Origin of the sequence: Kluyvera sichuanensis (assembly GCF_014218705.1) — a bacterium.
Classification (GTDB): Bacteria; Pseudomonadota; Gammaproteobacteria; order Enterobacterales; family Enterobacteriaceae; genus Kluyvera; species Kluyvera sichuanensis.
Map to the genome: position 1 here is coordinate 85073 of NZ_JABBJF010000019.1, position 11862 is coordinate 96934.

Annotated in this window: 12 protein-coding genes; 4 read left to right on the forward strand and 8 right to left on the reverse strand. The window is 55.8% G+C overall.

The window, feature by feature from the left end:
* Positions 1-108: 108 nt before the first annotated feature.
* The gene (locus tag HII27_RS17670) at positions 109-468 is read left to right on the forward strand and encodes a hypothetical protein (RefSeq protein ID WP_223883242.1); all 360 of its coding nucleotides are present in this window, start codon (positions 109-111) and stop codon (positions 466-468) included.
* An 88-nt stretch (positions 469-556) separates the two neighbouring features.
* Here the strand turns inward: HII27_RS17670 and HII27_RS17675 are convergent, their stop codons facing one another.
* Both HII27_RS17675 and HII27_RS17680 read right to left on the reverse strand, forming a co-directional pair.
* Positions 557-2515, reverse strand: a complete 1959-nt coding sequence (locus tag HII27_RS17675; RefSeq protein ID WP_185669102.1) for a peptidase U32 family protein — start codon at positions 2513-2515, stop codon at positions 557-559.
* Positions 2516-2714: 199 nt separating this feature from the next.
* Positions 2715-3290: a helix-turn-helix domain-containing protein gene (locus tag HII27_RS17680; RefSeq protein WP_185669087.1), complete on the reverse strand. Its 576-nt coding sequence runs from the start codon at positions 3288-3290 to the stop codon at positions 2715-2717.
* Positions 3291-3425: 135 nt separating this feature from the next.
* On the opposite strand from HII27_RS17680, the gene HII27_RS17685 reads away from it, so the two are divergent.
* Positions 3426-4592 carry a benzoate/H(+) symporter BenE family transporter gene (locus HII27_RS17685; protein ID WP_185669088.1) on the forward strand — a complete coding sequence of 389 codons (1167 nt, stop codon included), beginning with the start codon at positions 3426-3428 and terminating at the stop codon, positions 4590-4592.
* Here the strand turns inward: HII27_RS17685 and HII27_RS17690 are convergent.
* On the reverse strand, positions 4569-5438 hold the full coding sequence (locus tag HII27_RS17690) for a helix-turn-helix transcriptional regulator (protein WP_185669089.1): 870 nt from the start codon (positions 5436-5438) through the stop codon (positions 4569-4571). The genes HII27_RS17685 and HII27_RS17690 overlap by 24 nt on opposite strands.
* 183 nt (positions 5439-5621) lie before the next feature.
* Here HII27_RS17690 and HII27_RS17695 point away from each other — a divergent pair, with 183 nt between their 5' ends.
* Positions 5622-6521, forward strand: a complete 900-nt coding sequence (locus tag HII27_RS17695; protein ID WP_185669103.1) for a DMT family transporter — start codon at positions 5622-5624, stop codon at positions 6519-6521.
* Between the two features lie 414 nt (positions 6522-6935).
* Here HII27_RS17695 and HII27_RS17700 read toward each other — a convergent pair whose 3' ends face one another.
* From HII27_RS17700 to HII27_RS17715, 4 genes are all read right to left on the reverse strand, one after another.
* Complete coding sequence (locus HII27_RS17700) at positions 6936-7604, reverse strand: DUF3313 domain-containing protein (RefSeq protein ID WP_185669090.1); 669 nt, start codon at positions 7602-7604, stop codon at positions 6936-6938.
* Between the two features lie 146 nt (positions 7605-7750).
* On the reverse strand, positions 7751-8347 hold the full coding sequence (tehB, locus tag HII27_RS17705) for a tellurite resistance methyltransferase TehB (RefSeq protein WP_185669091.1): 597 nt from the start codon (positions 8345-8347) through the stop codon (positions 7751-7753).
* Positions 8344-9348 carry a dicarboxylate transporter/tellurite-resistance protein TehA gene (tehA, locus tag HII27_RS17710; protein WP_185669092.1) on the reverse strand — a complete coding sequence of 335 codons (1005 nt, stop codon included), beginning with the start codon at positions 9346-9348 and terminating at the stop codon, positions 8344-8346. The genes tehB and tehA overlap by 4 nt, the downstream gene beginning before the upstream one ends.
* 58 nt (positions 9349-9406) lie before the next feature.
* Positions 9407-10036 carry a LysE family translocator gene (locus tag HII27_RS17715; protein ID WP_185669093.1) on the reverse strand — a complete coding sequence of 210 codons (630 nt, stop codon included), beginning with the start codon at positions 10034-10036 and terminating at the stop codon, positions 9407-9409.
* A gap of 165 nt (positions 10037-10201) precedes the next feature.
* Between HII27_RS17715 and ydcK the strand changes: the two genes are divergently transcribed.
* Positions 10202-11182, forward strand: a complete 981-nt coding sequence (ydcK, locus tag HII27_RS17720; RefSeq protein WP_185669104.1) for a YdcK family protein — start codon at positions 10202-10204, stop codon at positions 11180-11182.
* Here ydcK and rimL read toward each other — a convergent pair.
* The gene (rimL, locus tag HII27_RS17725; RefSeq protein ID WP_185669094.1) at positions 11177-11728 is read right to left on the reverse strand and encodes a 50S ribosomal protein L7/L12-serine acetyltransferase; all 552 of its coding nucleotides are present in this window, start codon (positions 11726-11728) and stop codon (positions 11177-11179) included. The genes ydcK and rimL overlap by 6 nt on opposite strands.
* Between the last annotated feature and the right edge of the window lie 134 nt (positions 11729-11862).

Consider the following 11862-nt stretch of genomic DNA (forward strand, 5'->3'; position numbering starts at 1 on the left):
TTTTAAGCTTTACGTGCCCGGACTATTCTTAATTGGACGGGCCTTCACATTTCCTCCATGTTTTATTGGTCAACTACATCCCATACACAAAAGCAATGTATGGAGTACATGATGAAGAAAATTATTGCACTGTCTGCAATCCTGGCAATGGGTCTGTGTTCAACCGCTTTCGCCGCCGACCATCAGGAGCCGCCGAAAAAGCCGCCTGTAGAACAGCAGCATAATGGCCAGCCGCCGCACGATAACAAAGGCCCGCAGCAGGATGGCAAAGGCCAGCCGCCACGCGACAACAAAGGTCCACAGCACGATGGCAAAGGCCAGCCGCCACGCGACAACAAAGGTCCACAGCACGATGGCAAAGGCCTGCCGCCGCACGACAATAAAGGCCCGCAGCATGATGGCAAAGGCCAGCCGCCAAAACACGACGGCGACAACAAGCTGCCACCGAAAGACGGGCAGCATAACTAAGTAAAAAAGGCCGGAGATTCCGGCCTTTTTGTTTGGCATTGTTGCCTTTCCCGGCGTCGCGTTGCTCGGCCGGGCTACATAAGCGGCGCTATTTCCGGCGCGGTAAGGTTTTCAGCAAATCGTCCGGGCTGACCGATGCCACCACGCTGCCCGGCAGCGGCATCTTCAGGATGTGGTTTTTGATTTTGCCAATCACATGCATTTCACACGGGCGGCAGTCAAATTTCAGCGTCAGCACTTCGTCACCGTTAATCAACTGCATCGGCGTGGCTTTCCAGCTTTTAATCGACCCCTTCGCCTGTTTTGGACACAGGTTAAAGGCAAAGCGCAGGCAGTGTTTGGTGATCATCACCGGCACGTCGCCCTTCTCTTCATGCGCCTCATAGGCTGCATCAATCAGCTGTACGCCGTAGCGATGATAAAACTCACGCGCCTTGTGGTTATACACGTTGGCCAGGAAGTTAAGATGGCTTTCCGGATAGACCGGCGGCGGCGTGGTTACCGCTTTACGGCTTCCGCGCACGTAGGCCGCCAGACGCGCTTCATCGAGCATTTCTACGGTTTCACGGCGCAGCTGGTTCAGCATACTGTTAGGCACAAAAAGTGCCTCCGGCAGCATGACGTCAACCCCGCGCGGATAGTAGATCGTCTGGCCCAGCTTGGCGATCCCGTCCTGCAGCTGGCTCAGCGCTTTCTCCGCATTGTTCGCCGCCGCAAACTCACCGTCCAGGGTATGCGTCACGCTAACGCCATCTTCGCTGGTCATGGTCAGCACCAGTTGTTCCTGCCAGCCTGACAGCTCGATATCCACCTCAATGCGGCGTTCGCTGGAGGTTTTCAGCAGCGCCTGCTGCCAGTTGTGATCGAGATTGCGGTTCAATACCTGATGCGGACGCGCTTTATGCAGGTCAGCCGGCATCTCATTCGGCCACACGCGATAGCGGTTTTCACCGATTTTCTCTACCGTGTTGGCGCGGAAACCGACCACTTCACGTTTAATCAATACGTTCAGGCCATCGCCGTTGGCCAGCGGCTCGCTGACTTCCACATCGAGGGTATCTTTATTGACCTTCAGCACTTCACCGACCGGCAGGCCAACAAATTTCGGCGAGTCGAACGCACCGATGTTCATCTGGCGCTGGTTAACAAAGTAATCGGTGCTGCCGCGATGGAAGGTTTTGTCCGTTGACGGCACGAAGAAATGTTCAGTGCGTCCGGCAGAGGTACGGCCTAAATCACCGCGTTCTTCAATCAGCGTATCGAGCATCTGGCGATAGTGCGCGGTGATGTTCTTCACATAGCTCATATCTTTATAGCGCCCTTCAATCTTGAAGGAACGTACGCCCGCGTCAATCAGCGCGCCAAGGTTGGCGGTCTGATCGTTATCTTTCATCGACAGCAGGTGTTTTTCGAACGCCACCACGCGACCCTGATCATCTTTCAGGGTGTACGGCAGACGGCAGGCCTGCGAACAGTCGCCACGGTTGGCGCTACGTCCGGTCTGGGCATGCGAAATATTGCACTGCCCGGAGTAGGCCACGCACAGTGCACCGTGGATAAAGAACTCGATGGTCGCATCGGTCACGTCATGAATGGCTTTAATCTGCTGCAGATTCAGTTCGCGCGCCAGCACGATCTGGCTGAACCCGACGTCCGACAGGAACTTAGCTTTCTCAACGGTGCGTATATCGCACTGGGTGCTGGCATGCAGCTCAATTGGCGGCAGGTCGAGCTGCATAATGCCCATATCCTGCACGATCAGCGCATCCACACCTGCGTCGTACAGGCTGGTAATCAGCTTCTGCGCTGGCTCCAGCTCGTCATCATGCAGAATGGTGTTGAGGGTAATAAAGATTTTCGCGCCGTAACGATGAGCAAACGGCACCAGCGCGGCGATGTCCTGCAGGCTGTTGCTGGCGTTATGGCGCGCCCCAAAACCAGGGCCGCCGATATACACCGCATCGGCACCATGAAGAATCGCTTCGCGAGCAATAGCGGTATCGCGAGCCGGGCTAAGGAGTTCAAGGAGAGTGTTCTGCTGGCGCATACAGTCAGGGTTATCCAGTCGGGTCACAAAATGGCGGCTATTGTAGCCAGAAGCCGCGACGGACGAAAACAGTTTCCACCGCTTGTGCGCCGCGATTAGCATAATTTCAGTAACCTATTACCGAAATGGGCATTTCCGCTTTCGACATCCGTCCGTTAGAGTCGGTTTCGTATTCCGGACTTTCCTCGTAACGGCCACGTTATGGTTCATTGTCATGATTTGCCGCAGGCCTGCCTGCGGCGTTTTCTTTGGGATAATGAATGATAGAGTGGAAATGGGTTACCTGCTCGCCGCTGTTGCGATAGGCATGCGCCAGGTCGCCCGCAAAGCGCAATCCCTGCCCGGGATAGAGCGTCCGCCACTCCCCCTCAACGCACATATCAAGCTGCCCACTAATTACCACTACGTGTTCAATCACCCCTTTTTCATGCGGCGTTGATTCGCTTAATGCGCCAGGCGCAAGGGTGATAGAGAAATGATCAAAGCACAGTACCGGGTCCCAGGGGAATACTGGTGTCACCACCATCGCCTGCTGTTGCGGGTCAAACGACTGCTCTGCGCCCGGTATTTCAGGCGTAATAAAGACCGAAAACGGCACGTTCAGACCGGTGGCTATTTTCCACAGCGTCGCCACCGTCGGGCTGGACTCGTTGCGTTCGATTTGCCCTAGCATCGCCTTCGACACGGCGGTCTCTTCCGCCAGCTTAGACAGGCTCCAGCCGCGCTGCTGACGTAAGGATTTCAGCGTTGCCGCCAGGTGTTGCGCAATATTCATTCCACCTCCATTCTCTTCCATCGCCAAAGTATACCCCACGCTGCCCGTGCCGTTTTAGCAAATCCGACGGCTCCATTGTACGTTATAGCGCACAATGCTACATTGAGTGGACGTTATAACGCACAAGAGGCTTTTATGCGATCCCCTTTGGTTCCTTTCCCTACCGTACTGGCCGGTTTTGTTGCCGTGCTGGTCGGCTACGCCAGCTCTGCGGCGATCATCTGGCAGGCCGCGGCGGCGGCGGGCGCAACCGCGGTACAAATCTCCGGCTGGATGACCGCGCTCGGTCTGGCGATGGGCGTCAGTACGCTGGTGCTGACGCTATGGCGCAAAGTGCCTATCTTAACCGCCTGGTCTACCCCCGGCGCGGCGTTGCTGGTTGGCAGCTTGCAGGGGGCGACGCTGAACGATGCGGTGGGCATTTTTATCTTTGCTAATGCGCTGATTGTGATTTGCGGTCTCACCGGCTGGTTTGCCCGACTGATGAAGCTAATTCCGCATTCGCTGGCCGCCGCGATGCTGGCGGGCATCCTGCTGCGTTTCGGCCTGCAGGCTTTCGCCACGCTACAGGGGCAACTGGTGCTGTGCGGCAGTATGCTGGTCGGCTGGCTGCTGTTTAAGGCGCTCGCCCCGCGCTACGCCGTGGTGGCGGCGCTGGCGGTCGGTATTGTCGCGGCGGCGTTAAAAGGTGACATTGTCACTGATTCGCTAAGCCTGGCAGTGGTGGCCCCGCAGTATATCGCGCCGCATTTCTCCCTTACCCAGCTGTTGAGCATCGGTATTCCCTTCTTTCTGGTGACGATGGCGTCGCAAAACGCACCGGGGCTAGCCACGCTTCAGGCCTCCGGCTATCGCGTTCCAATTTCGCCGCTGATTGTGGTCAGCGGGGCCTTTGGCCTTGTGCTGGCGCCGTTCGGGGTCTACTCCGTGTGTATCGCCGCCATTACCGCCGCTATCTGCCAGAGTCCAGACGCGCATCCCGACCCGTTGAAGCGCTGGCAGGCTGCGGCGGCAGCGGGGGGTTTTTATCTGATGGCCGGGATTTTTGGTGGTTCCATCACCGCGCTGATGTCAGCATTGCCGACGGCATGGATTCAAATGCTGGCTGGACTGGCGCTGCTCGGTACGCTGGGAGGAAGCCTGTTCCAGGCGCTGAATAACGATAGAGAACGCGATGCGGCCATGGTCACCTTCCTGGTTACCGCCAGCGGGGTAAGCCTGGCCGGCGTAGGGTCGGCATTCTGGGGATTAGTGATTGGCGGCGTCAGCTTTGCACTGCTATCCCGCAAGGCTCGCACGTAGTTGTGACGGTGTCACGCCGTTCGCTGCTTTAAAGCGGTTGCTGAAGTGGCTGGCGGAGCTAAACCCGCAGCACAGGGCAATGTCGGTCAGGGATTGCGTGGTGTAGCGCACCATCTGCTGCGCGCGGTCCATCCGGCGCTGCATCACGTACTGATGCGGTGCCAACCCCACGCTCTGACGGAACATTCGCGCAAAATGGTATTCGCTTAAGGCCGCCTGGGCGGCAAGGTCGGCGAGCGTCAGCGGCGCGGAGAGATTCGCATCGATATAGTCGAGCGTATTACGCAACACCGCCGGGGCCAGGCCGCCGGTCACCGTCGGCAGTCGCCACTGCACGTTGGCGTGATGCTGGATCAGGTGCGTTAGCAGCATGGTGCTGGCGCTACTCAGGGTCAACTGGTTTGCCGGTTGCTGCCAGTCATAGCCGAGTAGAAACTGACGGTAGAGCAGCGTAATTTTCGGGTCATCGCCAAAAATCTGTTCGTCGAGGGTTAGCGTCGCCGGGCTGCGATCCCACACCTGCTCACCTACCCTCCGCAGGTGTTCATCGGTGCAGTACAGGTGCACGAACGACAGATCGCCGCGAATATCCCACGTCGATTCGCTGTCCTTCGGCATCAGGCAAAAACGGTCCGGCCCACCGCCATTTTTCCAGCCATGAGGGGTTTTCTGATAGCTTTCGTAGCCGTCGGCGACGTACAGGCTCAGGGTGTGATGATCGCTCTTAACCGTCAGGTTGTCGCATTTGTTATACCAGGCCGCCAGCTGTATCCCAGAGTTGAGCGCCACGGTTTCCCGCAGCTGGGCGTTCTGACTCTGTAATCTTTCAAACGTTGCGTAGGCCATTAACATATCTATCACGATTATCGATAGTCTCAGTCTAGGGACTGTCGCCCGCAGAATCTAGCGTTCTCAGCGCGTCGCAGGCAAAAAAACCGCAAGAATATGCAAGTCCCCCGCAGCCTTCTGCAAGCGCCGCGCATCACATCCCCGCACACTGTGTTTTTCATTGTGATTTGGCGAGGAATGATGAACGTACTGCTCTATGCTCTGGTCGTTGTTATCTGGGGAACCACCTGGATTGCTATCTTTTTACAGCAGGGCCCGGTTCCTGAGGCGGTTTCCATTTTCTGGCGTTTTGCCATTGCCAGCCTCACCATGATGACCATTTTACTGAGTCTGCGCCGTCTACGCCCGTTGGCGCTGCGCGATCACCTGTTCTGCATCGTGCAGGGCTGCTGCGTGTTCGGCTTTAACTTCCTCTGTTTTTACACCGCCGCAAAATGGATTAACACCGGCCTTGAGTCAGTGATTTTCTCCATGGCGGTGCTGTTTAACGCCATCAACAGCTTTATCTTTTTCCGTCAGACGCCACCGAAGCGCTTCTATCTTGCTGCACTGCTGGGGTTATGCGGCATCGTCACCCTCTTCTGGGATGACCTGCAGGCGGTAGGCATGAGCAGCACGCTGCTGGCCGGGATTTTACTCAGCGCGCTCGGGACCTACGGTTTTTCGCTGGGGAATATGCTCAGCATGCGCCACCAGCGCCGTGGCCTGGAGACGCTGACCACCAACACCTGGGCGATGCTTTACGGCACCATTATCATCGGCGTTATCGCCCTGCTGCGCGGTGATGATTTCACCCCACAGTGGACGGTGAGCTATATGGGCGCCCTGTTCTATCTGGCGATCTTCGGTTCGGTGATTGCGTTCGGCGTCTATTTCACCCTGGTTGGGCGTATTGGTGCCAGCAACGCCGCCTACAGTACGCTGCTGTTCCCGCTGGTCGCGCTGACGCTGTCGACAATGTACGAGGGCTACCAGTGGCATGCGAACGCGGTGGTCGGGCTGGTGCTGATTCTTCTGGGGAACCTGGTGATGTTTGCCAAACCGGAAATGTGGCGAGTGCCGTTTTTAAGTCGGGCGTGATCCCGGCGTCGCTTTGCTCGGCCGGGCTACGATATCGCATGTAGCCCGGGCGTTTGTCTGTATCACACTGTATCTGGCCTCTCTTTGGATACCGTGGCTGGCAACATCCCCGTAATCCCGCACATCCTCGTCGCGATAGCCGCCTATACTTCGTTCGCTATCGTTTTTGATTTGATGATATCAAGCCTCTGTCCAGGAGAAATTCATGAACGCTTCAGCCTCTTCCGTATCTCCCAGTATATGTAAACCCCCATCACCCATATGAAACTTCGGGTATATCTTTTTTGGCGAAGGGAATTATGCCGAGCAGGCGTCTGCAATTGCGCAACTATTAAAAGAAGCCAGAGCATGAATAAATAAAATAAGGGCGGCACCTGCGTGTCGCCCTTTATTTACGAGAACGCTAAAGTAAAATTACTTCTGGGATGGATCGAATTTAACGGCATCAATGGCCATATCATCGATAACCTGTTTCAACGTATCCAGCGTCAGCTGGGAGTTGGAGTTAGACAGGTCTTTACCCTCGCCTTTACGCACCACTTTAATGACCGGTTTATTGGTCGCCGCGTCAATCAGTTCGCCTTCAAAGTAGAGGTTGGTATTCATGGTACGGTGGCCGGTCGCCGCTTCAGTACCCGCAACCACCATCGCGATTGGGATCACTTCGTAGAACTGCAGGCCTTCTTTGCTGGAGTCAACGGCGGTAATCGCACCGCGGAAGATCAGGCTATGCGGGCCAGCCGTCGTCGCCAGCGGCTTACGCTCGCTGATGGCTTTTTTCAGCTCGGTGTTGGTGTAGTTCAGAATGTCGGTCAGCGCTTTCTGCCCAACCTGCGTCGTCGGCTTCGGTACCGGGTAGTAGGTTACCGGGTTGTAGACGACGTTAGCGTAGTTAGCCGGTTTGTAGTCCGGAGAGATCCAACGCAGTTCCGTTTTTCCTGACGCCGTGGTGGCTTCCTTCAGGCCAGAATAATCTTTTAAAAATCCTGAATATTGCTCGGGGGTGGTGGTCTTCGATGCACAGCCCGCTAATGCCAGAACGCCCACAAGGGCCGCCGCTTTGAAAAACGCTTGAGTACGCATGAGAATAATCCCTGATAAATGCACAAATGCCAGTAAGTTATAGCAAATGAATCAGGAGTTTGTCGCGGCAAAAATGGAGTCTGCTCTCATTATTCACAAAAATGATTCACGGCATAACGGGCTTGCGCCCGTTATATAAATACCAATTATGATTTCTTGCGTGCCAGCAGAGTAGCAAAGCGTAATTTAATGCGATTACCGTTTTCATCGGTACGGTGAAGTTCGCCTACGTCCTCGTTATATTTCAGCAGATCCCAGCCTTCGTAATAGTTTTTCAGCTCACCGGCTTTAAAAGCAAACGGAAAACCAACGGTGCAAGGGAAATCCTCGGTGTCCATCGCGGCGACAATCAGGTTGTAGCCACCCGGTTTGGTGCAGCGCTGCATGTTGGGGATAAGGCGTGGGATAGTGCTCGACTCAAGGAACATCATCACCACGGTGGAGAGAATAAAATCATATTCACCGTCAATGGTCAGCGTGTTGAGATCTTTCACCGACGCTTGCAGGTTTTCCAGCCCTTCCGCTTCGCGAATCGACAGCAGGTTCTGGATGCTCATTGGGTTCTTATCCCACGCCGTCACATCGTAGCCGTTTGCCGCCAGATAGAGGCTGTTACGCCCGTTGCCACAGCCAAGATCCAGCGTTTTACCTGGCGCAACCTGCGTGGCCGCATACAGCACGTCAGAATGGGTGCGGGTCAGGCCATATTTTTCGGTGAAGTAGTTTTCGTCACGAGTAGTCATTGTTCATCCTTCGGTTTCATCAGTGTCGACGGAGCAACACGGGTCAAAAGTTTGCCCTGAAGCAGCAACAGCAGCGTTTTAATCAGCAGCAGGCCGATCACGATATTGGTGAAAATAAACAGCGGTAGCGCCAGGTTATGGAAAAAACCAGAACCGCTGGCGTGGCCAAGATGTAGTCCGGTGGAAGCCAGTGCGGAAATACCGAACGAGAAGCTCCAGAACGAGGCGTTAAACGCCTGGCGCAGATACCAGGGCATCAGGCGCAACATAAACAGCAGCTGCAGCAGGCCATAGCCAAACAGCATTTTGGCAAACACATCCGCATGGCCGCCGTTGATGCTCAGCCAGGCGTTACAGGCCACCAACGCTGGGGCCAGTTGAATGCCGAGCGAAGTACGTAGCGGTACGGAGAGCACCCCGCCGCTGCGTAAGCGCTGGACGATGGCAGGCTCGAGCGTAATCCATGAAATAACCCCTGCGCCAAGAAACACCAGCCCGGCGTCGTTAAAGCCCAGCGCTCCGCAGGCCATCGCGCTGATGAAATTGTTGGCCACGGTGGGCAAATAGAGCCCCGGCGTGGTGGCATCTGCCGGATGCTCCCCGCGCCATAGCCCGGCGGTTTGCCAGGCGGCATAGCTCAGTTGCAACGCTACGCCGACGCAAAACAGGGCCAGCGCCAACGGCCTCGCCCACGGCGTCACGCCAATGGCCACCAGCATCGTCGTCGCTGGAAACAGGCTGACAAAACTGCTGGCGATGGGATGATTCATCTCCTGCCAGACGCTGTACGGAAAGCGTAGCGCCCGCGTCAGAAAAGCCAGGGTTAACAACCCCCACATCACAATAGCAAGCACCACCAGCGCATCGCCAATGCGATGACTTACCGGCAGAATGGTGCTGGCGTAACGCCAGGCAAAGCCCATTCCAATGGTGCCCAGAACCATCCCAAAGTAGCCCACGGGCAAATTAAGTACCCGAGCTTCATTCTCGTTATTATGCATTTAGTTTAATTAATCAAATTTTGTTAAGTTGTATTTTAAATGATTCTTTACTGGTGCGCTAGCGCGAAAAGGAAGTATAGATAAGCTTCACGCCAAGGATGCCCAGAACGGTTGCAGAAGTACGGTCTACCGCGCCTTTAATACGCAGATAAACGCGACGTGGTTTTTCCGCCGACAGTACCAGCGCCACCAGCGAATACCAGCCCGCATCAATCACGAAGCTCATTACCGGTACGATGTAGTAAAACGCGGTCGGAATGTTAGCTGGCAGCAGCGCGGTGAAAATAGAGGCAAAGACAATCGCCGTTTTGGGGTTGCTCAATTGGGTGAGCAGGCCGTCACGAAATGCTTTCCACAGGGAAAGTTCCCGTTTTTCGCCCCCTACCGCGATCGCCATTGGCTGACGCGCGCCGCGGAAAATTTTAATCCCCACCCAGATAAGGTAGGCGCCGCCGGCAATTTTAAGACCGATAAACAGTTCCGGCACCGCGTTAAGCACCTTTTGCAGCCCCAGCATCGCCATCATGGCAAACGTCGCCGCGCCAACGCCGGTGCCCAGCGCCGTCACCAGGCCGTGCATGCGGGAATGCACCACGGCAGTTCGCGCCACGTAGATAAAACTCGGGCCGGGGCTCATGACGCCCATCACTAATACGGCTGCAATCGCTATCAGACTGGATAAAAGCATCGCTCCCCCTGGAGGCTGTTGGTATTGAAGGTCAAAACGGATACCCCGTTATACTTCATTTTTCTGTCGCGCATAAAGCCAGACCGTTGCCATCACGGGCAGATTCCCTCCAGTATTGCGATGATTTGCTACATTTACTTTATCCGCATACCCATCGAGGCCATGATGAAAAAATATCGTCTCAGCGATGAAACGCGCAGCGTGCAAATTGGCGAACCCGGCGCCAGAGAGAGCGTGGTGGTGCGTCAGATTATTGCTTTGCAGGATTTTGCCGATGTGACCGTCGGTAGCCTCGGTGGCTGGGTCGAAAACGAACTGTCGCTGAGTCACGATGGCGAATGCTGGATTTATGATGAGAACAGCCTGGTCTATGCCGGGGCCAGAGTGACCGAAAACGCGAGGGTGACGCAGCCTTGTGAAATCAGCCATCAGGCCGAGGTCGGCGGCAACGCGTGGGTTCAGGCCAGCCGGGTCAGCCACCATGCGCGAGTGAGCGGCGATGCCACCGTGCACGATTCGCAGGTTCACGGCTTCTGCCACCTGTTTGGCTACGCCCATATCGCCGAGCAGTCGCAGGTCGTGGGTGCCCGAGGCTTAACCGCCGATAGCGAACAGGTGCTACAAATCTACGATGCCGCCCAGTTGCGGCACTGTCGGGTTGTACACCAGGCGCAAATCTACGGCAAAGCCTTGCTGGTGCATGCCTTTGTTGAGCATCGGGCGGAGGTTTTCGACAACGCCCGGTTAGACGGCAACGAAGAGAACAATATCTGGGTGTGCGACTGCGCCAAAGTCTATGGCCATGCACGCATTATCGCCGGGCGCGGCGAGGATGAGATCCCCACCTTGCGCTACAGCTCGCAGGTGGCGGAAAACGCGGTGGTTGAAGGCAACTGCGTGTTGAAGCACCACGTGCTGGTCGGCGGCAACGCGCACTTACAGGGCGGGCCGATTTTGCTCGACGATCACGTGCTTATTCAAGGTGATGCACGGGTCATTGGCGATGTGCTGATCGAGTATCACATTGATATCACCGATAGCGTGGTGGTGGAGGCGCTACCGGGAGACGCGATTCATCTCCGCGGGCGTAAAGCGATAACCGGGGCGCAGCGGATTACCCGCACCCCGCTCTTTGGTGCGCTATAGCGTGGTGGCGTCGACAATCCGCGCGTAGATATTCTGGTCGTGATAAACGCCGTTAAGGAACTCCGCCTGGCGTAAGCACCCTTCCAGTTGAAAACCGTTGCGCAGCGCCACCTGATTGCTGCGCAGGTTATCTACCCGACACTTGATCACAAAGCGGCGAATTTCCCCACGCTCGGCGTAGTAGCGAATAAATGCCTGTAGCGCCGCCGACAGCGTCCCTTTCCCCTGTGCACCTTCATCCAGCCAGTAGCCGATATAGCCCGTTTTGTTCGAGGGCTCGATCTGGTTGAACGACAGCACGCCCGCCATCTGGTTATCGACAAAAATCAGGAACATTTTGGCGATGCCGCGCTGATGCAGCATCATATTGCCCTGCACGTTCTGGCGAGAATCCTGTTCACTGTTAACGTACTGCGGCCAGTTCAGCGTCTGCTGAAGCCACACTTTGTTGCGCTGCACCAACTGGTACAGCCCCGAGACATGGCTTTCATTGACGGCATGGAGGGTGACGGAGTCATTGACGGTGATGGTTTCAGCGGTGGTCATTTAGGCTGTCTCTGAATCAAGAAAAACCCGGCGTCGCTACGGTACAAACCGGAAACATAGGTAACACTTTAGACCGGATACATGGGTAACAGTTATAACAGGCATAGAAGAGGAGACTCGCTATGCCCTGGACT

What these genes read in the sequence shown, in the direction of transcription:
- HII27_RS17670 (WP_223883242.1), top strand. Translation starts at nt 109, where the DNA reads ATGATGAAGAAAATTATTGCACTGTCTGCAATCCTGGCAATGGGTCTG.
- HII27_RS17675 (WP_185669102.1), bottom strand. Translation starts at nt 2,515, where the DNA reads ATGCGCCAGCAGAACACTCTCCTTGAACTCCTTAGCCCGGCTCGCGAT.
- HII27_RS17680 (WP_185669087.1), bottom strand. Translation starts at nt 3,290, where the DNA reads ATGAATATTGCGCAACACCTGGCGGCAACGCTGAAATCCTTACGTCAG.
- HII27_RS17685 (WP_185669088.1), top strand. Translation starts at nt 3,426, where the DNA reads ATGCGATCCCCTTTGGTTCCTTTCCCTACCGTACTGGCCGGTTTTGTT.
- HII27_RS17690 (WP_185669089.1), bottom strand. Translation starts at nt 5,438, where the DNA reads ATGGCCTACGCAACGTTTGAAAGATTACAGAGTCAGAACGCCCAGCTG.
- HII27_RS17695 (WP_185669103.1), top strand. Translation starts at nt 5,622, where the DNA reads ATGAACGTACTGCTCTATGCTCTGGTCGTTGTTATCTGGGGAACCACC.
- HII27_RS17700 (WP_185669090.1), bottom strand. Translation starts at nt 7,604, where the DNA reads ATGCGTACTCAAGCGTTTTTCAAAGCGGCGGCCCTTGTGGGCGTTCTG.
- tehB (WP_185669091.1), bottom strand. Translation starts at nt 8,347, where the DNA reads ATGACTACTCGTGACGAAAACTACTTCACCGAAAAATATGGCCTGACC.
- tehA (WP_185669092.1), bottom strand. Translation starts at nt 9,348, where the DNA reads ATGCATAATAACGAGAATGAAGCTCGGGTACTTAATTTGCCCGTGGGC.
- HII27_RS17715 (WP_185669093.1), bottom strand. Translation starts at nt 10,036, where the DNA reads ATGCTTTTATCCAGTCTGATAGCGATTGCAGCCGTATTAGTGATGGGC.
- ydcK (WP_185669104.1), top strand. Translation starts at nt 10,202, where the DNA reads ATGAAAAAATATCGTCTCAGCGATGAAACGCGCAGCGTGCAAATTGGC.
- rimL (WP_185669094.1), bottom strand. Translation starts at nt 11,728, where the DNA reads ATGACCACCGCTGAAACCATCACCGTCAATGACTCCGTCACCCTCCAT.